A 23,812-nucleotide genomic window follows, 5' to 3' on the forward strand; every position below is an offset into this window, starting at 1 on the left:
CGGAACGCGGGGGACACCGCACCCGGGAGAACCGATTCACCGCCGTCTCGTTGCCACCATCGCCGGCAACAGCACCTCGGACGAGTCAACGAGAGGCAGTCACCCATGAGCCGAACCACGGATCCGGGCGGCGCACCGCGTGGAGCACGCGGTCCGTCGCGCCGGATCGTCCTGCGTACCGCCTTCACCGCGGCGGTGGCCGGCGGCACCGCCGTGATCCTCCTGCCGCTGCGGGACCACGGGCCGGGCACCGCGCCCGCGCCCGCGAAGGGGCCCGGACACCCCGCCGCCGGGACGGAGGAGTTCGCCGAGATGTACCGGGGCCGGGAGATCCGCGGGAGCGTGACCGTCCTGGTCCCGGCCGGCGGACCGGGCGCCGCGGAGGGCGGGGCCGCCGAACCGGTCACCGAGATCCGCATCGACGGCCGCCCGCTGCACGTCATGCGGCGCGCGGACGGCACCTACCTCAGCGATGTCACGCACTACGAGTCGTTCCCCACGCTCCGCGAGACGGCCCGCGCCGCCGTCGACGAGCTGGGCACCGCCCGGCTCGCGCTCCCCGCCTCGCACCACAGGTGAACCCCGCACCACCCATGAACACCGCACCACCCGTGAACCAGGAGGACCACAGCCGGTGTACACCCGCAAGAACCAGCGCGACCTCACGCGCACCGAGAAGCGGCGCCTCGTCGACGCGATCCTGAAGCTGAAGAGCTCGGGCCGCTACGACGACTTCGTCGTCATGCACCGCGAGTACTACGTCATGGACACGGAGAACCGGCCGCGCCCCGCCCATATGACGTCGTCGTTCTTCCCCTGGCACCGCCGCTACCTGCTGGAGTTCGAGCGGGCCCTCCAGGCCGTCGACCCCGGGGTGAGCGTGCCCTACTGGGACTGGACCCGGGACCGCTCGACGACCTCCTCGCTCTGGGCGGAGGACTTCCTCGGCGGCAACGGCAGGCCCGGCGACCGGCGGGTCACCACCGGACCGTTCGCCTTCGACGCGGGCAACTGGAAGGTGGGCGCCGGGGTCACCGACCAGAACTGGCTCACCCGCAACTTCGGCAGGCCCGGCAACAACCCGGTCTCCCTCCCCACCGCCGACGACGTGGCGCGGGCGCTGAAGGACCCGGTCTACGACACCGAGCCGTGGAACAGCATCAGCACCGAGGGGTTCCGCAACCGGATCGAGGGCTGGGGCATCCACCGGGTGCGCACGGTCGGCAACCACAACCAGGTCCACCAGTGGGTCGGCGGCCCGATGGCCGGGGCCGCCTCCCCCGAGGACCCGGTCTTCTGGCTCCACCACTCGTTCATCGACCTGCTCTGGGACCGCTGGCAGAAGGCACACCCCAAGTCCGCCTACCTGCCGGGCCGTAAACCCGCCGCACCCGGCCGGGACCGCGACTACGTCTTCGGCCTCGACGACCCGATGCCCCCGTGGAACGTCACGCCCAGGAAGCTCCTGGACCACAGCAAGGTCTACCGCTACGCCTGAGCGCACACAGCGGGACGGCCGGCCCCTCCGCGAAGGAGGAGCCGGCCGTCCCGGTGGAACGGGGAGATCAGCGGCCGTAGCCGTAGTCGCCGTTGTCCTCGTGGCCCCCGTCTGCGTTGACGCAGGTGTTGCCGAAGGCCGGGTTGAGCAGCCCGATCACGTTGATGGTGTTGCCGCAGACGTTGACCGGCACGTGGACCGGGACCTGGACGAGGTTGCCCGAGAGGACACCGGGGGACCCGATGGCCGCACCCTGCGCACCGGCGTCCGCGGAGGCCAGGCCGGCGCCGCCGGCGAGGAGGGCACCGGTGCCCGCCATGACAGCGGCGACCTTCGTAATACGCGACATCAGAACTCCTTGTAAGGAAGGGGGGTTGCTGCGGAGCACGAGGCCCGCATGCCCTGACAACGCGTGGGACGCCGAGCGGTAACGGATCAACACCCGGGCGATATCTCCGGTGTTGTCCTACGGCCTGTCGCCGCCCGCCTCACCGCCCGATGACCGGAAGCGTGGTAAGCCGCTCGTGCCAGTCCCGCGCGGCGGGGAACCGGGCCTTCACGGTCTCCACGGCCCGCTCCCGTACCGCCACCTGCGACTCGCGCAGCCGCAGCAGCGGCTCCAGACCCGGGCGGGCCAGCAGCAGCCGCTGATTGACCACCGTGACCGGCTGCCAGTGGTTCTTGTACTGCTCGGCGCCGCGCAGCAGGCTCAGCACCTCCCGGCCGGTGTCCGACGCCTGCTGGGCCACCTCGCGCAGCAGCATGGTCGACACATCGACCTTCCGCTCCCGCAGCCCCGGGTCCGCCCCGTACAGATAGCCGCCCGCCAGCTGCCCGGACTGCAGCGAGAGGTTGGCCGCCACGACCTCTCCGCCCAGCCGGAACTCGGTGACGGCGGCCGTGCCGTCCCCCACCATCCGGCTCACCGACCGGACCAGGTGGTCCGAGAACCTGGCCCGCAGGTGTTCGGGGTTGACCCCCCGGTCGCGCCACTGGAGTTCGTGGAGCCGCAGCAGGGTGCCGATGGCCGCGGGCACCCCGTCCTGCGGGATCTTGCGGGCCTCCACACCCAGGGCCTCGACCCTGCGCAGCTTGGCCCGCAGCCGCTGGCCCCGCGAGCCGGTGAGCCGCGCCACCAGGCCGTCGAGGGGCTGCGCGGGCAGCTCCATGCATGTCGAGTCCGTGAGCCGGCTCCGGGCGCCGGGCCACCGGCCGAACAGCAACTGGGCCGACGCGTCCGGTCGGACCTCCCGCAGATCGACCACACAGTGCCGGGCGGCCCGGTCCAGACCGCGCTGGAGCGCCCCGACCGCGTAACCGGCCTCCTCCTCGTCCAGCAGGATGTCGAAGAAGTCGGAGATCGCCCCGCCCATCGGCACGAGCAGCGGCATCGGACGGTGGACGAGCATCAGCGGGGCCGCCCCGATCAGCCGCCCCGAACGCCGGACCAGAAGGACCCGCAGTCTCCCCTCCTGACCGTAGGAGATCCACCAGGAATGGAGCCACGCGTGACTCTGGAACGGGGTGGCGGTGGCGCAGCGCCGGTGCAGCGCGTCCCACTCCCCGGCGAGTGCGCCGAACTCCCCGAAGTCGCGGCAGAGCGTCACGGTGAGGCTGCCCGCCCGGTCGGCCGTCATCGCACGAGCTCCCGTTCGTCGGCGGTGGTGTTGTCCTCGGCGGCGGCCGGGCCCGGCACCTCGGCGGCGGCCGGTCCGGGCACCTGGGCGGAGACGCTCCAGCCGGTGCGGCGGGGGCGCACCAGCAGGACGAGGCCGCCCAGCAGACCGCCCGCGGCCGTCCCCACGGCGGTGCCCAGCGGCACCGACGGCGAGACCGGCTGGTCCGGCTTCATCGCATGGGTGAACTTGATCAGCTTCACCCCGGTGTCCTTGGAGACATGGCCGCTGCTCACGATCACGGCCTCGATGACCGCGTTGGCGATGTCGGCCGCCCTGCCCGCGTCGTCGGAGGTGCCCGTCACCGCGATCATCGGCGAGTCGGGGGAGGTCTCCGACCGCACCTGGGTGCGCAGTGCGCGCACCGGCTCACCGGCCGCGCCCTGGGCGTAGGAGAGGGTCGCGTCGCTGGTGACGAGACGCCCGTAGGACTGCGCGTAGCCGAGCGCGGCCGAGGGATCCGTCTCCTCCTCGGCGACGGCCATGGCGTAGCTGGTGGCCTCGTACTGGGGGGACGCGAGGAGCCCGTAGGAGAGCCCCGACGCGGTGCCGAGCAGCACACAGACGGGCAGGGGCCACCACGGGGGCATTCTGGTGAGGGCGGTGCGCAGCCGGGCGGGGGAGGTACGCAGCCGGCGCCGCAGGACGACGGATCGCTGCTGCTCGGGAGACTCGGTCATGAAAGGGCTCTCCGGTTCGGTGGGGCGGTGTCGAGGGCGTACGCGTACACATCCATCAGGCGCTCGCTGCTGCGCCGGATGTCGTAGTGGCCGACGGCCCGGGGCGGCGGCCTGCGGTCGGGGCAGGCCTGTATCCGCTGCCGCAGCACGGCGGTCAGCTCGTCGGGGCTCCCGGCGATCCGGGTGGCGCCCGGGGCGTGGGCAGCCGACAGGTCGTCGATGGCCGGGCAGGCGTCGTGGAGCACGGGCAGTCCGGCGGCGAGCGCCTCCACCGCCGCCAGACCGAAGGACTCCTCGCGGGACGTCGACACGAAGGTGTCGACCGCGCTGAGCAGGGCCGGGACACCGGGGACCGGGCCGCCCGCGCCGGAACCGCACTCCCCGAGGAGCCGGATCCGGTCCGCCGCCCCGAGCCGGGCCGCCAGGGCCCGCAGCGCCCCCGCCTCCGGCCCGTCACCGGCCAGCAGCAGCCGGGCCCCAGGCAGTGCGGCGACCGCCCGTACCGCCACGTCGAAACGCTTGCCGGGCACCAGCCGGCCCACGCCGCCGACCACGAACGCGTCGTCGGGGATGCCCAGTGCCGCCCGGACGGCGAGCCGCCGGTCCGGGTCGAAGCGGTAGAGGTCCGCGTCGATGCCGTTGGGCACCAGCCGGATCCGGTCGGCGGGCACCCCCCAGTCCCGCAGCCGCCCGGCGACGGTGGAGGAGACGGCGACGGTGGCCGCGCCGAGCCGTTCGGTGGAGAGGTAGAGGGCACGGATCCCCCGGGTCAGCGGACGGCCCTCGATCTCGGCGCGCCCCAGGGAGTGTTCGGTCGCCACGGCCGCCCGGACGCCCGCGAGGCGCGCCGCGATCCTCCCGTACACACAGGCCCGGTAGAGGTGCGTGTGGACCAGGTCGTAGCGGCCGTCGCGGATCAGCCGGGTCAGCCGTCCGACGGCCGACAGGTCCCGGTTGCCGCGCATCCCGAGGTGGACGACCCGGACGCCGTCGGCCCGCAGCCCGTCCGCCACCGGACCCGGGTTGGTGAGCGTGACCACGTCGCACTCCACCGGCAGATGACGCAGCAGCAGCCGCAACTGCTGCTCGGCGCCGCCTACCCCGAGCCCGGTGATGACGTGCAGCGCCCTCACCGGGGGCCGCCCGCCCGCGCCGGGGACGCGGCCCGGGAGCCCGCGCCGGGGACCGCCCCGTGGCGCAGCCCGTGCCGCAGGTCCTTCGCCCAGAGCCGCACGCCCCGGTCCGCCTGGCTGACATGGGTGCGGGGGAGCGCGAACCGGCTGATCAGCGGCCCGGGTGCCAGCGCGCAGCCGTATCCGTAACCGGCGGAGCCGACGGCGGCGCTCACCCGCCGGTCGAACGTCCCGTACGGATAGCAGAAGCCCTCCGGGAGTACGCCGGTGAGCTCACCGATCAACTCCCGGCTGCGGACCGTCTCGTGGCGGAGCTCCTCGTCCGACAGCTCGGTGAGGTCCTGGTGCAGCAGACCGTGCGAGCCGACCTCCATACCCGCCCCGGCGACCCGCCGGATCTCGTCGAGGGTGAGCAGCGGCTTGCGCGGACCCAGCGGGTCCCACTCGTTGACACCCCCCGGCCGTCCCGGCAGGACGAAGACCGTCGCGGTGCAGCCGTGGACCCGCAGCACCGGCAGCGCCTCCTGGAGGAAGTCCGCGTAGCCGTCGTCGAAGGTCAGCCCGACCAGCCCGCGCCTGCCCGCCGCATGGGCCCGCATCAGCTCCGAGACCCCCACCCCCCGCAGCCCCCTGCCGCGCAGCCACGACAACTGCTCGCCGAGCCGCCGGGGGGAGACCGTGATGCCGTACGGGTCGTCACCGGTGTCGGTCACCGAGTGGTAGGTGAGGATCCACGGCTGACGGCGGGTGTGCGGGCGGAGCCGGGGCGGGGGAGTGCCGGGGCGTTGTGCCGAGGGATCAGCGGCCATCAGTGAACCTCCGTCGGATGAGTGCCAGCAGGGAGACGACCTCGGGCGAGCGCAGGGCCAGCCCGGTCAGGAAGAAGGCGGCGGGGACCAGGACACATCCGGCGGCCAGACTCAGCACGGCGTCGGGGAGGAGGGGGGCGGCCGCCCAGCCGGCGGCCCCGGCCACCAGCGCGGCTCCCGCGAGGCGCCCGAGCGAGACGGCGACCGCCCGGGCCCGGATCGGGACCACCCGGGTGCCCAGCCCCATCAGCAGGAGCAGCGCGGTCGTGCTGATCCCGATCGCGTTGGCCGTGGCGATGCCGTCGACCCCGAAGCGGTACGTGAGCGCGTACCCGGCGCCCGTCGTGACGAGGAGTCCGGTGCCCATCGCGAACGCCGGGAACCAGGTGGGCCGCCCGGACGAGAAGAACGGCCGGCTCAGGGCGCCGACGAGGCAGTGGCCGAGCAGCCCCGCCGCGTAGACCCGCATCACCTGCGCGGTGGCGGCGGTGTCGGCGGTGTCGAACGCGCCGCGCTGGAAGAGGACTTCGATGATCTGGGGCGCGTAACCGAGCACCACCGCCGTACCGAGCAGCACCACCATCCCCGCCAGCGCGAGATCCCGCTCGACCCGCTGCCGGGCCTTCACATGGTTCCCGTCGGCCATCGCCCGCGCGACGACGGGGAACGTCACCGTGCAGATCATCAGCGAGAGCACCATCGGCATCTGCGCGACCTTCTGCGCGTAGTTCAGATGCGAGATGGCGCCCGCCGGGAGCGTGGAGGCCAGGAACCGCTCCACCAGCACCTGCGACTGACGGCTCACCACGAACAGCACGACCGGGGCGAGGACCGCCACCCCCAGCAGGGGAGCGGTGCGCGGGACACGCTTCCCGAGCCGCCGGAAGCGGGGGCGCGCCAGGGGCAGCAGCCGCAGGAAGGTGGGGAGCTGGGTGAGGATCATCAGCAGGCTGCCGACGGCGACGCCCGCGGCGGCCGCGCGCACGCCCCACACCGAGTGCAGCGCCAGCGTCATGCCGATGATGCCGATGTTGTACGCGACGTAGACCCCGGCGGGCGGCAGGAAGCTGCGGTGGGCGCGCAGGGCGGCGCTGAAGTAGCCGGTGATGCCGAAGGTCAGCACGGTGACGGCGGTCAGCCGGGTGCAGTCCACCGCGAGGGCCGGATCGGCCAGCCCGGGTGCGAGGACGCCGACGACCCACGGGGCGCCCGCCATCAGCAGCGCCGCACCGGCCATGAGCCCGACGCAGAGCCGGGGCAGGGTGGCCGCCACCAGCTCCCGTACGGGGTCGGGGACCGGCCCCCCGGCGGCCTCGGCGCCCTTCGCGGCCTCGGCGTCCGCGCGGCGGGTGAGGGCGAGGCTGAACGCCGGGACGAGGAGCAGCGCCATCCCGTCCTCGATCAGCAGGGTGGCCGCCATCTCCGGCACGGTCCAGGCGATCAGGAACGCGTCGCTGGCGTCGCTCGCGCCGAAGTACCGGGCGATCGCCTGGTCCCGCACCAGGCCGAGTACGGCTCCCAGCACGGTCAGCACCGCCGTGGCCGCGGCCGCGCGGGCGAGGAAGGACCCCAGGCCGGGAGGCTCGCCGCTGCCCGCGGGCTCCGGCGGGGTGCCGACGGCCGCGGTCGCCCCGGGGCCGGAACCGGGAGGCTGCCCGGGCCCCGGGAGCAGGGGAGCGGCGGCCTCCTCGCGGGGGAGGGCCTCCGCCTCCGTCCCCGTACCGGTGTCGCTCACGCGGTGCCCGCCTTCTCCGGCTCGGCCAGCGCCCACCAGGCGGCCAGCCCCAGGACCACGCCGCTCAGCACGGTCGTGGGCCCGCCGATGTCGGAGTACAGGAAGTTGACGCTCTGCCAGGTCATCAGGGCGACCGCCACCAGCCCGCAGTCGACGGCCGCATGGCCGCGCGAGCGGGCCCGTACCAGTCGGCGTACGGCGCCGAGCAGGATCGCCGCCCAGCTCCCGACGATCGCGGTCAGACCGATGAGGCCCTGCTCGCTGAGGACGAGCAGATACATGTTGTGCGGCGAGAGCAGCGCCTGCCGGCGGAACGCCTGGCCCGCCCCCGCCGTGTCGCTGCCGGAGGAGAGGCCGATCGAGGCGTGGGTGTCGCGGTGCGCGGGGAACCCCTTGAGGCCGACACCGGTCAGGGGCTGCTCGCGCCACATACCGCCCGCCGCGCTCCACATCGCGTACCGGTCGCTCACCGAGCGGTCGGGCGCCCGGGTCACCTGCGTCACGCTGGCGGCCCGTTCCGCGATCATCTCCGAGCCGATGCCGAACCCGCCGACCAGCACCACCGTACTGGCGCCGAGCACCGCCAGCGAGGTCAGCGCCTGCCTGCGGCCGGTCAGGGCCAGGACGACGAGGAAGGCGGCGGCGGTGGCGATCCACACACCCCGGCTGAAGGAGAGCGCGAGCGGCACGATCAGCGCGACGGCGACGACGGCGGCGCACGGACGCAGCCAGGCCGGGGCGTTGCGCGGGGTCCGCAGCGCACACGCGGCGGCGGCCAGCAGTCCGTAGGCGACGACCGTGGCCATCCCCATGATGTCGCTGGGCCCGAACGTGCCGACCGCCCGGACCTCCTCGCCCATGTACGAGGCGCCGGTCCCGGTGACGTACTGGTGGACCCCCACGACGCCCTGGACGGCGGCCAGGACGACCAGCGCCCCGGCGACGATCCGGAAGCCGTGGACATCCCTGAGCAGGAGGTGGACGGCGGCCGGGACGAGGACGAAGACCTGGAGGTAGCGGACCAGGCCCGGCAGCGCGGCGGCCGGGTCGGCCGCCGTCACCGTCGCCACGGCGAAGCCCACGGCGGGCAGCCCCAGCACCAGGGCGGCGACCGCGCCGAGCGGACGCCGGCGGAGGTACAGCAGCCGCCCCGCACAGACCAGCACCGCGATACCGGAGGCGACATCGGCCGGTCCCACCGCCGGGCCGCCGCCCTCGCCCATGCCGTACGGCAGGGCGGGCAGCAGCACGGTCGCGATCAGGGGGAGCAGCGGCCACCGGCTCCGCCACCCGCCCGGGGACGGGCGGGCAACGGTACGGGCCGGGGCCCCGGGCGCGGGGGCGGTCAGCGTGGTGGCCATGGTCAGCTGCCCCCGAGCCGGAAGAAGGAGCCCACGGTCCGCGCCAGCACGCACGCGTCCTGCCACAGGGACCAGGTCTCGATGTAGCGGTTGTCGAACCGGGCCCGCTCCTCGATCGAGGTGTCACCGCGCAACCCGTTCACCTGCGCCAGCCCCGTGATGCCCACCGGCATCCGGTGGCGGTCCTGGTAACCGGGGTGGGTACGGCTGAACTGCGCTACGAAGAAGGGGCGTTCGGGCCGGGGCCCGACCAGGCTCATGTCGCCGCGCAGGACGTTCCACAGCTGCGGCAGCTCGTCCAGCGAGCTGCGGCGCAGCAGTCGGCCGACGCGGCTCATCCGCCCGTCCGAGGCCACGTTCCAGCGCGTCGCCGACTCCTTGGCGTCGGCGGGCCGCAGCGTACGGAACTTCAGCAGGACGAACGGGCGGCCGTGCCGTCCCACCCGCTCCTGCCGGAAGATGACGCCCGGACCGTCCGAGAGCCGCACCGCCAGCGCGCACCCAGCCATCAGCGGCGCCACCAGCACCAGGCCGGCCCCCGCGAGGAGTGCGTCCATCGCCCGCTTCGCCGCGTGGCTCACGGGCCGGTGCGTGCCGTCCTGGAGCGGGTGGGCGGCGAACCCCCACAGGTGGTCGGGGCGGCTCCCGGCGGGACGGGTGGCGACAGCGGTGTCGCCGGTGACCAGCCACACCCGGCAGCCGTGCCCGGTGAGCAGGGCGAACAGGGCGGCGCCGTCGGGGGTGGCCTCGGGCGGGGCGGTGAACACGGCGTGCCGCACGCTGTTCTGCACGACGGCCCTCCCCACCTCCTGCGGGGTGACCAGGACCGGCAGCGGTACACCGTCCGGCCGCGCCGGGGGCTCCTCGTCCTGTGCGGCGGAGGCGGCGACCCGGCCCACCGGGCGCAGCCCGTACTCGGGGTGGCCGTAGAGCGCCGCCGTCACCTGCCGGGCGACCGGGCCCTGGCCCACGACCAGCGTCGACAGCGGGTTGCGGAGCGCCGCCCGGTGCCGGATCCGGTGCACCACCGCGCGCCCGGCGGCGCACAGCACGGTCTGCGCGGCCGCCGCGTACGCCAGCACCGCCCAGCCGATCTCGTGGTGCGGCGCCCGGACCGCGACGACCTCCATGGTCACGTACCACTGGAGCAGCGCGAGGCCCAGGAGCGCGGGCACTTCGGAGAGCACCGAGGGGGAGAGGCCGATCCGGTAGAGCCCCCGGTAGGCGTGGAGCAGCACCTGGACCACCGCCTGCGCGGCGACCACGGTCCAGGGCCAGCCGGCCGGGGTGCACAGGGCGAACGTGACGGCCAGCGCCGCCGCGTCGGCGCCCAGCAGCTGCGCGGCGGGCCCGAGGCGCACGGTGTTGCGCCCACCGCCGAGCTCCCGCGTACCGCCGTCGCTTCTTCGCGGCGGATGGACCGTGTGGGCCTGTACGGCTGTTGCCTGTCCGGCGCCGGGAACCGGTGCACTCTCCATCGTCATCGCTCGGTGCGCTTCCTCATCGTGGGGCCGGACAGGGAGACAAGTTCCTGGTAGAGACCGGCAACCGCCCCCGCGGTCCGTCGGACGTCGAACGCCGCCCGGGCATGGCGCAGGGCCCGGCGGGACACCGCCTCGCGCAGCCCGGGATCGGTGAGCAGCGCGGTGAGCGATGCCGCCAGCGCCGCGGGGTCCTCGGGCGGTACGAGGAGGTGGTCCTCGTCGCCCGGCGCCACGCTCTCCCGCGCCCCGCTCACATCGCTCATCACCACGGCCCGGCCGCAGGCCATCGCCTCCAGCGGGGCCAGCGCCATGCCTTCCCAGCGGGACGGCAGGACGACGACGTCCGCCGCGTGGATCCACGGCCGTACGTCGGCGCTCGCCCCGGTGAACAGGACACCGGCCGGGGCCGCGTCCTCCAGGCCGGCGCGGTCGGGTCCGTCGCCGACCAGGACCAGGCGCGCTCCCGGTACCCGCATCCGGCGCCAGGCGTCGAGCAGGACGTCCTGGCCCTTCTGCCGGGTCAGACGGCCGACGCAGACGACGAGGGGGGCCTGCGCATCCACCCCGTCCAGCAGCGGCAGCGCGGCCCGGGCCGCGGCGCGGTCGGCGTGCCCGCCGGGGCGGAAGCGGTCGAGGTCGATGCCGTTGTGGATCACCGACCAGCGGGCGGTGATGCCGGCCTCCTGGCCGGTGCGCCGCTCGGACTCGCTGACACACAGGATGTGATCGGCCCAGCGTGCCCCGAACCGCTCCCAGCCCAGGGCCAGTTCGGCGGTACGGCCGGCCACGGCCTCGAAGGACCAGGCGTGCGGCTGGAAGACCGTCGGCACCCGGCCGCGTACCGCGATCCGTCCCGCGAGACCGGCCTTGGCGCTGTGCGCGTGCACCACGTGCGGGCGGCAGTCGCGGACGATCCGCCGCGCGGCCGCGACCTCACCGGCCAGCCGTGGGCCGGGGGCCCGGGTGGCGGACCAGTCCCGGACCTGAGCCCCGGCGGCGGCCGCCCCGAGGGCCAGCGGGCTCCCGGGCGGACAGGCCACCACGGGCCGCAGCCCGGCGCCGGCCTGGGCCCTGACGAGATCGGTGACGACCCGGGCCACTCCGCCGTCCACGGGCTGAACCAAATGAAGGACCGTCAATTGTCTTTCTTCAGTACGACGCATGTTCAGCACGTACGGCTCTCTTCGCTCAATCCGGTGAGTAAAGCCGAAGTGCACTTTGGCAGACATGTGGCGAAATCGTGCGCGTGACTCGCTCATACGACCACCTGGGGATTACTCGCACGATGCCGCTGATCAGGTGGTACGCGCGGCCGTTCCGTGTCCTTACGGAGGCGTCGGAATCAGGCGGCGAAAGGGGGTGCGGGAAGCGGCCGCAGGGGAATTCCGGGGCGCGGCGGCAGAATTGCTCCGGTCAGGTGTCACCCTGTTCGCCGCATCTTGTGGGCGGCCGTTCGCCACAGTACGTGGCAGCGCCATGTGTCTGACGGTCACGCAGTTCTATTGTCGGCAAAGGGCTCCACACGGGTGCCCGCGAAGGTGATGTCCGTGGCGTGGGCGATGACCTCCACCTCGTCGCCGAGGGCCCATTCGGCGACCCGGGACGCCATCGCCGCCGGAACGGCCTCGCTGATTCCCGGGGCAGCGGGGATGTCGTACGTGGCGTGGGCGTCGTGCGGCAGTACGACCCGGTAGTCCAGCGCCAGGGCCCGGCGGGCGGTGGCCAGGACGCACATCTCCGACATCACCCCGCACACGGCGAGCGACCGGGCCCCCGCGGCCGTCAGTGCGTCCTCCAGGGTGGTGCCCTCGAAGCCGTCGTCCTCGGTCTTGCGGATCACGGTCTCCGCCGGGCCGCCGTGGACCGGCAGGTGCAACTCCCACCCGGGGGTGTGCGGTTCGTCGGGCTCCCCGGCGGGCCCGTCGTTCTGCAGGTGGACGACGAGCGCCCCGGCCGCCCGGGCCCGGCGGAGGAGGCCGCCCACCCGGTCCAGCAGCCGGGGCGCGTCGGGCACCGGGTTCCCGCCCGCGACGAACGCCGACTGGAGGTCCACGACGAGCAGCGCCTGTACGGGCGCGGGAAGGGGGTTCATTCCGGCTCCGGCCTTCGTTCGCCGCGGCCGCGGGGTTGCGGCCCGGGGTGCCCATCCTCGCAGTCGGCGGCCCTTCGAAGGCCGCCGGCCCCGGGTCAGCCCGTTCGGTCGATGAGGAAGGGGATCAGGGTGAGCAGGTCCCCGCGCGCGCCCTCGGCGAGCTCCACCCCGTCCAGGCAGGTGCGGGCGGCCCGCAGCTGGTCCCGGGCCTCGGTGACCGCGGCCCGGCGCCCACCCGCCTCGTCCACCAGCTCGGCCGCCCGGCGCACCCCCGCCCCGTCGAGCGGTCCGGGGCCGGTGAGGAGGGCCTCCAGCCGCCGGGCCGCCGGGTGCTCGGACGCCAGGGCCGCGAGGACCGGGAAGGTCTTCTTGAGCCGCCGCAGATCGCTGTGCACCGGCTTCCCCGTGATCTGCGGATCGCCCCAGATCCCCAGCAGGTCGTCCACCGCCTGGAACGCCACGCCCAGGTGCCGTCCCGCCCGGTCCAGCGCATCGGCGACGGGCGCCGGAGCCCCGGCCAGCACCGCGCCCAGAGCGGCGGCGCAGCCGAGCAGCGACCCCGTCTTGTGCGTGGCCATCGCCCGGTACTCGTGCGGCAGGACCGCCTCGCTCCCCGTCCACGGCCGGGACTCGAAGAGCAGGTCCTGCGCCTGACCGTGCACCAGGTCGCCCAGCGCCCCCGAGAGATGGCGCACCGCGGCCGTGCCCGTCGGCCCGGGGACCTCCGTCAGGGTCCGGACGGCCAGCGCGAACAGCGCGTCCCCGGCCAGGACCGCGGGCCCGGTGCCGTACGCCTTCCATACGGTCGGGCGGCGGCGCCGGGTCTCGTCGCCGTCCATGATGTCGTCGTGGATGAGGGAGAAGGTGTGGATCAGCTCGACGGCGACCGCGCCGGTCACGCCGTCCCGGCCGCTGCCCCCGGCGGCCTCCGCGCCGAGCACCGCGAGCGCCTGGCGGACCCCCTTGCCCTGCGAGCCGGGGACCGGGTCGCCGTCGACCCCGCTCCAGCCGAGCGAGAAGGCGGCCGTCTCGGCGTGCCAGGGGTGGAGGCGGCGCACCGACTCCACCAGCGCGGGCCGGACGAGCTCGCGGCACCGGTCCAGTATCTCCGGTGCGGGCGCCTGCCGGGTCGTGGACAGCGTCATCGGACCCGGGCCTCCTCGTGCGGGGCGGCGGAACCGGTGCCGGGCCCGGCGGCTCGCAGCCGCGCGGCTGCCGGTTCTTCGGTGGGCTCCGCCGTTCGCCGCTGCGAGGCGGCGGGTTCTCCGGCGGCCCCGTCGGTTGCGGACAGACCCTCGCCGCGCCCGCCGGCCCCCTCGTGCTCCGCGGCCGGCTCCACACCGAGCTCCGCGTACGCCCGCTCCACCATCTCCCGGGCGTTGAGCAGCCCGATCCGGCTCAGCCTGCCCCGCAGCTCGTCCAGGTCCGCGGCCGTGGCCGCGCGGTCCCGGCCGAGCCGGGCGCGCGCCTTGACCAGGCCCAGGGCCGCCAGCGCCTCGCCCCGGGGTTCGGTCATCGCGCGGAACTCCGTGAGCGCCTGCTCGTAGACCTCGCGGGCCTCCTCGTACCGCCCGGCGCGGAAGAGCACGTTGGCGCGCATCTTGTGGTTGTAGGCCAGGGCGCTGGAGAGCTTCATCTCCCGGCAGGTGACCTCGGCCTCGGCGAGCAGGCCGAGCGCGCGCTCCGTCGCCCCGTCCCGGAGGGAAACGATGTCAGCGATGCCGCGCAGGGCCCAGGCCCGGCCGCGCCGGTCGTCGGCGTCGCCCGCGAGGACGGCCGCCTCCTCGAACATCTCCAGGGCCGAGTCGAGCTGCCCGGTGTTGCGGTGGATCTGCGCGATGCCCTCCAGCGCCCACACCGTGTGGCGCGCCTCGCCCCGGGCGCGGGCCTCGGCGAGCAGCTGCTCATGGAGGGTCGCGACCGTGGCGTAGTCGCCCTGGATGCGCCCGGTCTCGGCCAGTCCGGCGAGCGAGTAGCCACGCGCGACCACGTCCCCGCCGCGCTTGCCCAGCTCGGCGGCGAGCCCCAGCAGCCGGAACGCGAGGCGCAGCGAACCCCGTTGACGCGCCAGCGTCCCCCCGCTCCACAGCGCCCAGGCCATCGCCCCCGTCGCCCCGGCCGAGCGCGCGGCCCGGTAACTGGCCTTCCAGGCCCGGTCGGCCTCCTCGACCTGGCCCAGCCGGCGGTGTGCCTCGGCCACGGCGAGCCCGCTCCGCGCCACCTCCTCCTGGGAGCCGGAGAGTTCGGCCTGTTTCAGATGCCGTACGCCTTCGGCCAGTACGTCGGTCAGAGAGGCGTTCACCGACATCTTGGTGAGCGCGCCCTGGTACTCGGGCGCCAGTGCCTTGGTCTGCATGGGAGCCTTCCGCGCGGTGCCCGGGCCGGTCCGGTGTCCACTATGCTCTATGTGTATACATAGGGTGCATAGTTGGCCGGTTCTCCGAGCCCGGTACAGGTGGGGGCGGACGCCGCCCCTCTCGGGCGGCGAACCGTTCTGTCGGTGATCAAGACGGCAGCGGGGCGCCCAGGGTTGCTCGGACCGCGCAGGACGTTCTCCGGAGCGTCATCCGGGGACAGCCCGGACCTCTGCTGTCAGCGGACGCCCGGCGGCTCGTGCAGGCCGAAGGGGGAGCCCTGGTCGTCGCGGCACAGCTGGAACCGTCCGAACCGGGCGGCGGTCTCCTCGTCGTCGCCGAGGTCGGGACCCTCCAGGCTGCCGCCCAGTTCACGTACCTGCGCCACCGCTGCGGCCATGTCGTCGACCCGGAAGAAGAGGTACGGCCCGGCCCCCGGGTCGCCGCCGTGGACACCCCCCTGTCCGCTGGGCGTCCCGATCGCGTAGCCGCCCTCGCCGGAAGGGCCCGGCTCGAAGTTCCACCCGAACAGCGCCCCGTAGAACGTCCGGGCCTTCTCGGGGTCGTCCACCCCGAGCTCGAAGAAGGAGATCTCACCGGCCATCGCGGGCACCTGCCGTCTCTGCGGGGGCTGTACGCGCGCTGCGGGAACATGCACGCACGCTCCTTCCACGGTACGGCGGCGGACGGGCCCGCGCAGTGCCCGGCGGGGCCGCCAGGCCCTGTCCGGCCTGCTCAGTGCCCGGCGGACGGCACCCGGCAGTCCATGGGCCCCTTCCTGTACGCCGGCACCCCCCGGACGGGCCAACAGGAAGGGCGGTGACCCCCCGGCCGCGCTGGAATGGGCGGGTGACGGCACCCCCGGACGACTGCCTGGCACGCAACGAGTGGATCTGCGGCGCCTACCTCTCCAGCCGCCGGGAGATCCTCTGGGACGCTGCCCTCCAGCACCTCCAACTGACCGCGCTGGCCGTGGTCATCGGGCTCGCGCTCGCCGTCCCGCTGGCCCTCGCCGCCCGTCGCCTGCGCTGGGCCGCCGGTCCCGTGCTGGGGCTGACGACGATCCTCTACACCATCCCCTCGCTGGCGATGTTCTCCCTGCTGCTGCCGGTGTACGGACTCTCCGCCGCGCTCGTCGTCACCGGGCTCGTCCTCTACTCACTGACCCTGCTGGTCCGCAACATCCTCGCCGGGCTGCGGGCCGTCCCCGAGGAGACCCGGCAGGCCGCGCGCGGCATGGGGTACGGGCCCGTACGCCTGCTGCTCGCCGTGGAACTCCCGCTCGCCCTGCCCGCCGCCATGGCCGGACTGCGGATCGCCACCGTCTCCGCCGTCTCCCTCGTCACCGTGGGGGCGATCGTGGGCTACGGAGGACTCGGCAACCTCATCTACTCCGGCATGAACACCTACTTCAAGGCGCAGGTGCTGACCGCCTCCGTGCTCTGCGTCGTCATCGCCGTCGCCGCCGATGTGCTCCTCCTGGGAGCGCAGCGGCTGCTGACCCCCTGGACGCGGAGAGGGGGCCAGTGATGAAGACGCTCTCCGACACCTGGTCCTGGCTCACCACCGCCACCCACTGGTCCGGTCCCGACGGGATCTGGAACCGGCTCGGCGAACACCTCTATCTCACCGTCGTCTGCCTGCTCATCAGCTGCCTGATCGCGCTGCCCGTCGCCCTGGTCCTCGGTCATCTCGGCAAGGGCGGTGCGCTCGCCGTCAACATCTCCAACATCGGCCGGGCCGTCCCCACCTTCGCCGTCCTCGTCCTGCTGCTGCTCACCCCCGTGGGCACGTACGGCCAGTGGTCGACGATCATCGCGCTCGTCCTGTTCGCCGTGCCGCCGCTGCTCACCAACGCCTACGTGGGGATGCGCGAGGTGGACCGGGACGTCGTGCGGGCCGCCCGGGGCATGGGCATGAGCGGCCGCCAGATGCTGTGGAACGTGGAGCTGCCGCTCGCCCTCCCGCTGATCCTCACCGGCGTCCGGATCGCCGCCGTGCAACTGGTCGCCACGGCCACCCTCGCCGCCCTGGCCGGCGGTGGGGGACTGGGCCGGATCATCACCGCGGGCTTCAATCTCGCCTCCACCCCGCAGGTGGTGGCCGGAGCCGTCCTCGTGGCGGTCTTCGCGCTCCTCGTCGAGAGCCTCTTCGAGGCCGGGCAGCGCATCGCGCCCAGCCGGGGGAGGGAGGCCGCATGAGCCTGCTGAGCCTTTTGATCCGCGCCCGCCGGGCCCTCGCCGGGCTCGTCCTGCTCGCTGCCACCGCCTGCACCACCGGCCCCAGTCTGGAGAACCAGGGCGAGGTCACCGCGCCGCCCGGCGACAGCAAGGAGCTGACCATCGGTTCGGCCGGATTCACCGAGAGCGATCTGCTGGCCCAGATGTACGCCCTGCTGCTGGAGCGCGCCGGATACTCCGCCGACATCATCTCCGTGACCAACCGGGAGATCTACGAACCCGCCCTGGAGAGCGGCCAGATCGACGTCGTACCGGAGTACGCGGCGACCTTCGCCGACTGGCTGAACGCCAAGGCCAACGGCGCCGACGCCGCCCCCGTCGGATCACCCGACCTCGCCGCCACCATGAAGGCCCTGCGCGCCCTCGCGGCCCCGCGCGGGCTCACCGTGCTCGACCCCGGGCGGGCCGTCGACCAGAACGCCTTCGCGGTCGCCGCCTCCTACGCGAAGAAGCACAACCTCAGGACCCTGAGCGACCTCGGCCGCGCGAACCTCCCGGTACGGCTCGCGGCGGGCGACGAATGCGTACAACGGCCCTACTGCGCACCGGGCCTTGAGAAGACGTACGGCATCGACATCGTCGCCGTCGACCCCAAGGGCGTCGGCACCACCCAGGCGAAGCAGGCCGTCCAGAACGGTCAGGACCAGATGGTCCTGACCACCACCACCGACGCCACGCTCGACGAGTTCGGCCTGGTCCTGCTGGCGGACGACAAGAAACTGCAGAACGCCGACTACGTGGTCCCTGTCGTCAACCGGGCCCGAGCCGGAAGCGACGGGGTACGCGACGCCCTCGGCCGGCTCAACACCGTCCTGACCACCGCCGACCTGGCGTTCATGAACGAACAGGTCGACAGCTGGCGCAGGCTCCCCGAGGACGTCGCGCGCACCTACCTGGAGTCGAAGAAGCTCATCCCCAAGGGCTGAGCGCTCCGGTTCTCAAGGCCTCGGCGGCCAGGGCACCCCCGCCAGCAGAGGCAGGATCTCGGCCTCCTCGAAGTCGAGGTGGGCGGTCAACTGCTCCGTCATACGGGACAGTTCTCCGCGGAACCGGTCCGGCTCGGCGATGCCGACACCCGCCAGCAGCTCCGCGAGCGCCGACTGCACGGCCGCGATGGTCCGGTGCTCGTCCCGGAGCCGGTCGAAGACATGGCGGAGGTGGGGGTGGTAGCCCTCCATCGCCGGGAACATATGGCCGTCCTCGCTCGTGTGGTGGAACTCCAGCGCCTGGCAGAACGCCAGGCAGCGCTGCCGGATCTGGAGGCCGAGGCCGGGCGGGGGAGGTGCGCCGGCTCCCCGGTGGGCGGCCCTGGCGGCGAAGTGCGCTTCCGTCTCGGCGTGCACTTGGGCCAGTTGGCCGCGCAGCCAGGGGTGGACCTCGGTGAGCTTGTCCGCGAGAGAGGTGACATCGAGGGCCGGTGCCTGCGGATCGGGGAGCTCCAGGACCACGACCGGCAGTGCCCGGCCGGTCGCCGCCTGGTACTCGGCGTATCCGGGGGCCTCGGCCACCACCCGGGCGAAGAGCTCGTCGCGCCGGGGCCCTTCGGCGGGTACGGCGACGGTCTGGAACCCCTCGTCACCCAGCTCCACTTGGACGGTGGGGTGGGCGAGGAGGTTGTGGTACCAGTCGGGGTGGTGCGGCGCGCCGAGGTTCGAGCCGACGACCAGCAGCCGGTCGCCGTCGCGGACGTGGCCGAGCGGGGTGGTGTGCGGCTGCCCGGTGCGGGCGCCGGTGGTGGTCAGCAGGAGGAGGTCGGAGCCGGCGAAGGGGCCGCCGACCTTGCCCGCGTTGGCACGGAACTCATCGATGACGGACTGCTGGAAGGCAGAGGGCATGGGTGTTCTGGGTCTCCCGGAAGAAGGTGTGGACACGGCGCGGCGCGGCGCGCGGGTACGGCCGGAACGGCGGCACGCGCGGTCGCGGAGGCGTCAGATGCGGTGGGCGGTGAGTGAACTCATCACGTCGTCCCTGGAAGAAGGTGCCGGCTTGACCGTCGGCCGGCCCAGATCTCTTTGGCCGACGTCACGCTGCACGCGGACCATTAGAACGAGGACGCCCGGAGCTGTCAACGTGAGGCGGCCGGCCGGGCCCGGCGCGCGGAAAACGCGTTGCCCGCCCGTTCGGAGCCTGTGACGCTCGGGCCCATGCCTGAACAACAGACCCTCCCGCCGCAGCCTTCCGTTCGCCGTACGGACCAGGTCACCGCCTTCTTCTCGCGCGGCCGCTCGTACACCGAGCGGGAGGTCAACGAGGCGCTGCTGACCGTCCACGAGGACTGCTCCGCGCTGCGCCGCCACCTGGTCGTCGCCGGACTACTGGTCCGCCCCCGGGACGGCAGCAGCTACCGGCGCGTGAGGTGACGTGCCGCCCCTGCGGTCCGGGATGAGATCCTGAACCCATGGGGATACTGCGCAACGCGTGCACGCGATGCACGCGACGGGGACGGCTGCGGCGAGGCGTATGCCGCCGGTGCCGGCTGAAGAAGCACGGGGCCGACGCGGCCGATACGGGTACCGACGTGGTGGAGGTCGTGGTGGAGACCGGGGCGCTGGGGGCGATAGGCCGGGTGTTCGGCGCGATCGTCCGCGCCCTGCTCAACTGACAGACCGTACAAGGAACGTATCGACGGCGGCCGGGCCCTCTCACGCGTCCGCCACCGAGTCGAAGTCCACCTCCTCGCGCCCCACGCCCTGCGCGTCCGCGTCCACCGACCGGCGCAGCGCCTCGTGGAGCTTCGCGGGGGTCAGGACCCCGAGGAACCGGGCCCCGTCCAGCACCGCCACCCACCCCGCGTCGTGCTGGAGCATCTCACTGAAGGCCTGCTTCAGCGGGGCCCCGACCGGCACCCACGCCTCCATCCGGCGGGCCAGCTCGCCCACCGTCCCCCGCTCCCCGGCGCTCCGCAGCGCATCCGCCGACACCCAGCCGTGCAGCTCGCCCGTGCCGTTCAGCACCACCGCCCAGCGGGCCCCCGCCGCCTGCAGCCGGTCCGCCGCCACCGGGGCGGGCTCCTCCAGCCGGGCCACCGGCGGCTCCTCCAGGTCCTCCGGCTCGATCGCGGTCACCGACAGCCGCTTCAGCCCCCGGTCCGAGCCGACGAATTGAGCCACGTACGGGGTCGCCGGGGTGCCGAGCACGGCGGCCGGGGTGTCCAGCTGCTCGATGCGCCCCTCCCCGTACACCGCGATCCGGTCGCCCATCCGCACGGCTTCCTCGATGTCGTGCGTGACCAGGAGGACCGTCTTGCGCACCCGCTCCTGGAGGGCCAGGAACTCGTTCTGCAGCCGCTCCCGCACCACCGGGTCCACCGCCCCGAACGGCTCGTCCATCAGCAGCACCGGCGGATCCGCGGCGAGTGCCCGCGCCACGCCCACCCGCTGGCGCTGGCCGCCGGAGAGCTGCGACGGATAGCGCGAGCCGTACGTCTTCGGGTCCAGGCCCACCAGGTCCAGCAGCTCCGCCGCCCGCTCCCGGGCCCGCGCGCGCTTCCAGCCGACCAGCGCGGGGACGGTCGCGGTGTTGTCCAGGACCGTGCGGTGCGGGAAGAGGCCGACCTGCTGGATCACATAGCCGATCCGGCGGCGCAGCTTCACCGGGTCGATCCCGGCGATGTCCTCACCGTCCACCAGGATCCGGCCCGACGTCGGCTCGATCAGCCGGTTCACCATCATCATCGTGGTCGTCTTGCCGCAGCCGGAGGGCCCGACCAGGGTCACCAGCTCACCTTCCGCCACCTCGAAGGAGAGCCCGTCGACCGCCTTCGTACCGTCCGGGTAGACCTTGCCGACCTGCTCGAACCGGATCATGTCCGCACAGTAGGAGCGCCCCGGGCGCGGCGCACACGGACCGGGACTGTCCGGGTCACCCGCCGCTGTGCCGGCCGCCGGTAGCCATGTGCTGAACTGGGCCGGACCCTCGACCCAGGAGCATCCTGTGAACAGCTACCACCAGCCCGGTGTCGTCCTCACCGACCGGCGTTTCACCGTTCCCCTCGACCACAGCGACCCCGGCGGCGAGCGGATCGAGCTGTACGGGCGCGAGGCCGTGGCCGCCGGGCGGGCGGGCGAGGAGCTGCCCTGGCTGGTCTATCTGGAGGGTGGTCCCGGCTTCGGCGCCCGCCGGTTCGTCGGTACGGAGGCCTGGCTCGGCCGGGCGCTGCGCGAGTTCCGGGTGCTCCTGCTCGACCAGCGCGGCACCGGACTGTCCACCCCCGCCAACCGGCAGACCCTCCCGCTGCGCGGCGGCCCGCGCGAACAGGCCGACTACCTGGCCCACTTCCGCTCCGACGCGATCGTCCGGGACTGCGAGCTCATCCGGTCCCGGCTCACCGGCGGTGCGCCCTGGACGGTGCTGGGCCAGTCCTTCGGCGGGTTCTGCGCGGTCCGCTACCTCTCCGCCGCGCCCGAGGGCCTCGCGGCGGTCCTCATCACCGGCGGGCTGCCCTCGCTGGACGCCCACGCGGACGACGTGTACCGGGCCGCGTACCCCCGTATCGAGCGGAAGGTCGCCGCGCACTACGCCCGCTATCCCCAGGACGTCGAGCGGGGCCGCGCGATCGCCGGGTACCTGGCCGAGCACCGTCCCGAGAGCGCCGGGTACCGGCTGACGCCCGAACTCTTCCAGTCGCTCGGCCGCATGCTGGGCGGCGGCAGCGGCAGCCACCAGCTCCACTACCTGCTGGAGAACGCGTTCGTCCGCACCCCGCACGGCACCGAGCTCTCCGACGCCTTCCAGGAGGCCCTGCGCTCCGCGTCCTCGTTCGCCGGGCACCCGCTCTACGCCCTCATCCACGAGTCGATCTACGGATACGGCGAGCGCGCCACCGACTGGTCGGCCGAGCGGGTGCGCGCCGAGTTCCCCCAGTTCGACGCGGCTACGGCCCTGGCCGGCGACGGGCCGGTCCTCTTCACCGGCGAGACCATCCACCCCTGGCACTTCGACATCGACCCGGCGCTGCGCCCGCTGCGCGAGACCGCCGAGCTGCTCGCCCGGCGCACCGGCTGGCCCGCGCTGTACGACCCCGAGCGGCTCGCCGCCAACCAGGTGCCCGTCGCGGCCGCCGTCTACCACGACGACATGTACGTGGACACCGAGCACTCGCTGCGCACGGCGGCGGCGATCCGGGGGCTGCGCACCTGGGTGACGAACGAGTACGAGCACGACGGCGTGCGCACCGGCGGACCGCGGGTCCTGGACCGGCTGCTGGCGATGGTCAGGGACGAGGTCTGACAGGGACGGGCGTCAGCGCTGGAGCGCCTCCAGCGTGGCGTCCAGGTCCGTGGTGCCGGAGCGCGTGGCCTGGTTGTACGGCAGCTTCGACAGGACGGCGGCCATGCCGCAGGTGTTGGTGACGGCCGAGAAGACCAGGCCCGAGCCGATGCCTGCGGAGAGCCAGCGAGCGGCCGGGAAGCGGATGCCCGCGACCAGGCCCGCCACCACCAGCGAACCGGCCGCGAGCCGCACCTGGCGCTCCATGGCCCAGGTGGCGCGGGCTCCCTCGGGCCGGTCCAGGCCGCGGCCGTCGCCCTCCCAGGCGGACGTGCCGCCGGTCAGGGTGGCGGCCTCGATGTCGGCGCCCGCGAGGATCTCGCAGGCCCGGGTCGAACGGACGCCGGAGGCGCACACCACCAGCAGCGAGCCGCGGGCGGAGGCGGACTTCAGGGCGGGCAGGGCGTCGGGCAGCTTGTCGAGCGGGATGTTCAGCGCGCCGGGCACATGGCCTGCGGCGTACTCGCCGGGAGCCCGCACATCGATCACGGTGAACTCCTCCAGACGGGCTGCGGCCTGGGCGGGGGAGAGGGAGGCGGGGCTGGTCACGAGCGGGTTCCTTTCGTCGACCGGGGCTGCGCGCGGGAGGGCTGGGACTCTACACGTGTCCCAGCGTCGCGGAGCGGGCTCACATTCCCCCCGCCTACCCGGAGATCCGCCGGTCACGGGCCCGCCCCGGTGATCGTCGGTAGCCTGCGGGTATGACGCAGCAGCCGCTCGAACCCCTGCCCGCCGACTGGAGCCGCGCCCTGGCCGTGGTCGCCCACCCCGACGACCTGGAGTACGGCGCGGCCGCCGCCGTGGCCGACTGGACCGACGGCGGCCGTGAGGTCGTCTATCTCCTCGCCAGCCGGGGAGAGGCCGGGATCGACACCCTGCCGCCCGAGGAGTGCGCCCCCGTGCGCGAGCGGGAACAGCGGGCGAGCGCCGCCGTCGTCGGTGTCCGCACGGTGGAGTTCCTGGACCACCGTGACGGGGTGATCGAGTACGGCATCGGGCTGCGCCGCGACATCGCCGCCGCCATCCGCCGCCACCGCCCGGAGCTGGTCGTCACCCTCAACCACCGGGACACCTGGGGAGGCGTCGCCTGGAACACCCCCGACCACCGGGCGGTCGGCCGGGCCACCCTGGACGCCGTCGCCGACGCGGGCAACCGGTGGATCTTCCCGGAGCTGACGGAACAGGGCCTGGAGCCGTGGGACGGGGTGCGCTGGACCGCCGTGGCGGGCAGCGACCGGCCCACGCACGCGGTCGACGCGACGGCCGGGTTCGAGCGGTCCGTGGAGTCCCTCCTCGCGCACCGCACGTACATCGAGGCGCTGAGCGACGACGAGCCGGAGACGTACTGCCGGACCTTCCTGGAAGGCATGGTGCGGGCCGAGGCCGACCGGTTCGGCGGGCGTCCGGCCGTCACCTTCGAGGTCTTCGCCCACTGACACCACCGGGCACCACCGGGGGCCCATGACACCACCGGGGACAGCG

General features: G+C 73.9%; 25 protein-coding genes. 9 read left to right on the forward strand and 16 right to left on the reverse strand.

The genetic code is table 11. The features are described 5' to 3' along the window. The first annotated feature begins 105 nt into the window (after window positions 1-105). On the forward strand, window positions 106-579 hold the full coding sequence (locus IE264_RS11760) for a tyrosinase family oxidase copper chaperone (protein ID WP_015613014.1): 474 nt from the start codon (window positions 106-108) through the stop codon (window positions 577-579). A gap of 55 nt (window positions 580-634) precedes the next feature. Further along, complete coding sequence (locus IE264_RS11765; protein WP_015613015.1) at window positions 635-1,498, forward strand: tyrosinase family protein; 864 nt, start codon at window positions 635-637, stop codon at window positions 1,496-1,498. 67 nt (window positions 1,499-1,565) lie between these two features. On the opposite strand, the gene IE264_RS11770 is transcribed toward IE264_RS11765, so the two are convergent. The 13 genes from IE264_RS11770 to IE264_RS11830 all read right to left on the reverse strand — a co-directional run bounded on the left by IE264_RS11770 (window position 1,566) and on the right by IE264_RS11830 (window position 15,426). After that, complete coding sequence (locus IE264_RS11770) at window positions 1,566-1,847, reverse strand: chaplin (protein WP_032759189.1); 282 nt, start codon at window positions 1,845-1,847, stop codon at window positions 1,566-1,568. A 139-nt stretch (window positions 1,848-1,986) separates the two neighbouring features. Then, the gene (locus IE264_RS11775; RefSeq protein ID WP_032759188.1) at window positions 1,987-3,135 is read right to left on the reverse strand and encodes a GNAT family N-acetyltransferase; all 1,149 of its coding nucleotides are present in this window, start codon (window positions 3,133-3,135) and stop codon (window positions 1,987-1,989) included. Beyond that, window positions 3,132-3,854, reverse strand: a complete 723-nt coding sequence (locus IE264_RS11780) for a YveK family protein (protein ID WP_015613018.1) — start codon at window positions 3,852-3,854, stop codon at window positions 3,132-3,134. Before IE264_RS11780 ends, IE264_RS11775 begins: the two co-directional genes overlap by 4 nt. Continuing rightward, a complete protein-coding gene (locus IE264_RS11785) occupies window positions 3,851-4,987 on the reverse strand; it encodes a glycosyltransferase (RefSeq protein WP_032759187.1) in 1,137 nt (378 codons plus the stop codon). Before IE264_RS11785 ends, IE264_RS11780 begins: the two co-directional genes overlap by 4 nt. Continuing rightward, complete coding sequence (locus IE264_RS11790; RefSeq protein WP_032759186.1) at window positions 4,984-5,796, reverse strand: polysaccharide deacetylase family protein; 813 nt, start codon at window positions 5,794-5,796, stop codon at window positions 4,984-4,986. The genes IE264_RS11785 and IE264_RS11790 overlap by 4 nt, the downstream gene beginning before the upstream one ends. Next, window positions 5,786-7,531 (reverse strand): murein biosynthesis integral membrane protein MurJ, encoded by a 1,746-nt coding sequence (gene murJ / locus IE264_RS11795; protein WP_032759185.1) that lies wholly within the window; start codon window positions 7,529-7,531, stop codon window positions 5,786-5,788. The genes IE264_RS11790 and murJ overlap by 11 nt, the downstream gene beginning before the upstream one ends. Further along, window positions 7,528-8,892, reverse strand: a complete 1,365-nt coding sequence (locus IE264_RS11800; protein ID WP_015613022.1) for an O-antigen ligase family protein — start codon at window positions 8,890-8,892, stop codon at window positions 7,528-7,530. Before IE264_RS11800 ends, murJ begins: the two co-directional genes overlap by 4 nt. Before the next feature lie 2 nt (window positions 8,893-8,894). Continuing rightward, complete coding sequence (locus IE264_RS11805; RefSeq protein ID WP_032759184.1) at window positions 8,895-10,376, reverse strand: sugar transferase; 1,482 nt, start codon at window positions 10,374-10,376, stop codon at window positions 8,895-8,897. After that, window positions 10,373-11,539, reverse strand: coding sequence for a glycosyltransferase (locus IE264_RS11810; protein WP_032759282.1), 1,167 nt, complete (start codon window positions 11,537-11,539; stop codon window positions 10,373-10,375). Before IE264_RS11810 ends, IE264_RS11805 begins: the two co-directional genes overlap by 4 nt. A gap of 326 nt (window positions 11,540-11,865) precedes the next feature. Beyond that, window positions 11,866-12,468 carry an isochorismatase family protein gene (locus IE264_RS11815; protein ID WP_032759183.1) on the reverse strand — a complete coding sequence of 201 codons (603 nt, stop codon included), beginning with the start codon at window positions 12,466-12,468 and terminating at the stop codon, window positions 11,866-11,868. A 95-nt stretch (window positions 12,469-12,563) separates the two neighbouring features. Continuing rightward, complete coding sequence (locus IE264_RS11820; protein WP_032759182.1) at window positions 12,564-13,613, reverse strand: polyprenyl synthetase family protein; 1,050 nt, start codon at window positions 13,611-13,613, stop codon at window positions 12,564-12,566. Then, window positions 13,610-14,824 carry a tetratricopeptide repeat protein gene (locus IE264_RS11825; protein WP_032759180.1) on the reverse strand — a complete coding sequence of 405 codons (1,215 nt, stop codon included), beginning with the start codon at window positions 14,822-14,824 and terminating at the stop codon, window positions 13,610-13,612. Before IE264_RS11825 ends, IE264_RS11820 begins: the two co-directional genes overlap by 4 nt. 236 nt (window positions 14,825-15,060) lie before the next feature. Further along, the gene (locus IE264_RS11830) at window positions 15,061-15,426 is read right to left on the reverse strand and encodes a VOC family protein (RefSeq protein WP_015613028.1); all 366 of its coding nucleotides are present in this window, start codon (window positions 15,424-15,426) and stop codon (window positions 15,061-15,063) included. Window positions 15,427-15,671: 245 nt separating this feature from the next. Between IE264_RS11830 and IE264_RS11835 the strand changes: the two genes are divergently transcribed. Genes IE264_RS11835 through IE264_RS11845 form a run of 3 tightly spaced genes read left to right on the forward strand, consistent with a single transcriptional unit; the run spans window position 15,672 to window position 17,988 of the window. After that, window positions 15,672-16,352 carry an ABC transporter permease gene (locus IE264_RS11835; RefSeq protein WP_032759179.1) on the forward strand — a complete coding sequence of 227 codons (681 nt, stop codon included), beginning with the start codon at window positions 15,672-15,674 and terminating at the stop codon, window positions 16,350-16,352. After that, window positions 16,352-17,023, forward strand: coding sequence for an ABC transporter permease (locus tag IE264_RS11840; RefSeq protein WP_015613030.1), 672 nt, complete (start codon window positions 16,352-16,354; stop codon window positions 17,021-17,023). The genes IE264_RS11835 and IE264_RS11840 overlap by 1 nt, the downstream gene beginning before the upstream one ends. After that, the gene (locus tag IE264_RS11845) at window positions 17,020-17,988 is read left to right on the forward strand and encodes an ABC transporter substrate-binding protein (protein WP_032759177.1); all 969 of its coding nucleotides are present in this window, start codon (window positions 17,020-17,022) and stop codon (window positions 17,986-17,988) included. Before IE264_RS11840 ends, IE264_RS11845 begins: the two co-directional genes overlap by 4 nt. Before the next feature lie 12 nt (window positions 17,989-18,000). Here IE264_RS11845 and IE264_RS11850 read toward each other — a convergent pair whose 3' ends face one another. Next, window positions 18,001-18,897 (reverse strand): nitroreductase/quinone reductase family protein, encoded by an 897-nt coding sequence (locus IE264_RS11850; RefSeq protein WP_190167630.1) that lies wholly within the window; start codon window positions 18,895-18,897, stop codon window positions 18,001-18,003. A 309-nt stretch (window positions 18,898-19,206) separates the two neighbouring features. On the opposite strand from IE264_RS11850, the gene IE264_RS11855 reads away from it, so the two are divergent. After that, on the forward strand, window positions 19,207-19,422 hold the full coding sequence (locus tag IE264_RS11855; protein WP_032759281.1) for a DUF2087 domain-containing protein: 216 nt from the start codon (window positions 19,207-19,209) through the stop codon (window positions 19,420-19,422). A 38-nt stretch (window positions 19,423-19,460) separates the two neighbouring features. Beyond that, the gene (locus IE264_RS11860) at window positions 19,461-19,664 is read left to right on the forward strand and encodes a hypothetical protein (RefSeq protein ID WP_158706565.1); all 204 of its coding nucleotides are present in this window, start codon (window positions 19,461-19,463) and stop codon (window positions 19,662-19,664) included. A 40-nt stretch (window positions 19,665-19,704) separates the two neighbouring features. On the opposite strand, the gene IE264_RS11865 is transcribed toward IE264_RS11860, so the two are convergent. Then, the gene (locus tag IE264_RS11865) at window positions 19,705-20,868 is read right to left on the reverse strand and encodes an ABC transporter ATP-binding protein (RefSeq protein WP_032759175.1); all 1,164 of its coding nucleotides are present in this window, start codon (window positions 20,866-20,868) and stop codon (window positions 19,705-19,707) included. Window positions 20,869-20,995: 127 nt separating this feature from the next. On the opposite strand from IE264_RS11865, the gene IE264_RS11870 reads away from it, so the two are divergent. Further along, window positions 20,996-22,291, forward strand: coding sequence for an alpha/beta fold hydrolase (locus IE264_RS11870; protein ID WP_032759174.1), 1,296 nt, complete (start codon window positions 20,996-20,998; stop codon window positions 22,289-22,291). Window positions 22,292-22,303: 12 nt separating this feature from the next. Here the strand turns inward: IE264_RS11870 and IE264_RS11875 are convergent, their stop codons facing one another. Then, the gene (locus IE264_RS11875; RefSeq protein ID WP_032759173.1) at window positions 22,304-22,879 is read right to left on the reverse strand and encodes a rhodanese-like domain-containing protein; all 576 of its coding nucleotides are present in this window, start codon (window positions 22,877-22,879) and stop codon (window positions 22,304-22,306) included. A gap of 152 nt (window positions 22,880-23,031) precedes the next feature. On the opposite strand from IE264_RS11875, the gene IE264_RS11880 reads away from it, so the two are divergent. Further along, entirely contained in the window at window positions 23,032-23,766 is a 735-nt protein-coding gene (locus IE264_RS11880; RefSeq protein WP_032759172.1) for a PIG-L deacetylase family protein, read from the forward strand. Window positions 23,767-23,812 lie beyond the last annotated feature (46 nt).

Origin of the sequence: Streptomyces microflavus, assembly GCF_014650075.1 — a bacterium.
Lineage (GTDB): Bacteria > Actinomycetota > Actinomycetes > Streptomycetales > Streptomycetaceae > Streptomyces > Streptomyces microflavus.

Excerpts from the sequence above, each read along its gene's own strand:
- IE264_RS11815 (WP_032759183.1), bottom strand. The coding sequence starts at position 12,468 with ATGAACCCCCTTCCCGCGCCCGTACAGGCGCTGCTCGTCGTGGACCTC.
- IE264_RS11790 (WP_032759186.1), bottom strand. The coding sequence starts at position 5,796 with ATGGCCGCTGATCCCTCGGCACAACGCCCCGGCACTCCCCCGCCCCGG.
- IE264_RS11865 (WP_032759175.1), bottom strand. The coding sequence starts at position 20,868 with ATGATCCGGTTCGAGCAGGTCGGCAAGGTCTACCCGGACGGTACGAAG.
- IE264_RS11775 (WP_032759188.1), bottom strand. The coding sequence starts at position 3,135 with ATGACGGCCGACCGGGCGGGCAGCCTCACCGTGACGCTCTGCCGCGAC.
- IE264_RS11830 (WP_015613028.1), bottom strand. The coding sequence starts at position 15,426 with ATGGCCGGTGAGATCTCCTTCTTCGAGCTCGGGGTGGACGACCCCGAG.
- IE264_RS11825 (WP_032759180.1), bottom strand. The coding sequence starts at position 14,824 with ATGCAGACCAAGGCACTGGCGCCCGAGTACCAGGGCGCGCTCACCAAG.
- IE264_RS11845 (WP_032759177.1), top strand. The coding sequence starts at position 17,020 with ATGAGCCTGCTGAGCCTTTTGATCCGCGCCCGCCGGGCCCTCGCCGGG.
- IE264_RS11820 (WP_032759182.1), bottom strand. The coding sequence starts at position 13,613 with ATGACGCTGTCCACGACCCGGCAGGCGCCCGCACCGGAGATACTGGAC.
- IE264_RS11760 (WP_015613014.1), top strand. The coding sequence starts at position 106 with ATGAGCCGAACCACGGATCCGGGCGGCGCACCGCGTGGAGCACGCGGT.
- IE264_RS11780 (WP_015613018.1), bottom strand. The coding sequence starts at position 3,854 with ATGACCGAGTCTCCCGAGCAGCAGCGATCCGTCGTCCTGCGGCGCCGG.
- IE264_RS11770 (WP_032759189.1), bottom strand. The coding sequence starts at position 1,847 with ATGTCGCGTATTACGAAGGTCGCCGCTGTCATGGCGGGCACCGGTGCC.
- IE264_RS11810 (WP_032759282.1), bottom strand. The coding sequence starts at position 11,539 with ATGCGTCGTACTGAAGAAAGACAATTGACGGTCCTTCATTTGGTTCAG.
- IE264_RS11850 (WP_190167630.1), bottom strand. The coding sequence starts at position 18,897 with ATGCCCTCTGCCTTCCAGCAGTCCGTCATCGATGAGTTCCGTGCCAAC.
- IE264_RS11855 (WP_032759281.1), top strand. The coding sequence starts at position 19,207 with ATGCCTGAACAACAGACCCTCCCGCCGCAGCCTTCCGTTCGCCGTACG.
- IE264_RS11800 (WP_015613022.1), bottom strand. The coding sequence starts at position 8,892 with ATGGCCACCACGCTGACCGCCCCCGCGCCCGGGGCCCCGGCCCGTACC.
- IE264_RS11860 (WP_158706565.1), top strand. The coding sequence starts at position 19,461 with ATGGGGATACTGCGCAACGCGTGCACGCGATGCACGCGACGGGGACGG.
- IE264_RS11840 (WP_015613030.1), top strand. The coding sequence starts at position 16,352 with ATGAAGACGCTCTCCGACACCTGGTCCTGGCTCACCACCGCCACCCAC.
- IE264_RS11805 (WP_032759184.1), bottom strand. The coding sequence starts at position 10,376 with ATGACGATGGAGAGTGCACCGGTTCCCGGCGCCGGACAGGCAACAGCC.
- IE264_RS11880 (WP_032759172.1), top strand. The coding sequence starts at position 23,032 with ATGACGCAGCAGCCGCTCGAACCCCTGCCCGCCGACTGGAGCCGCGCC.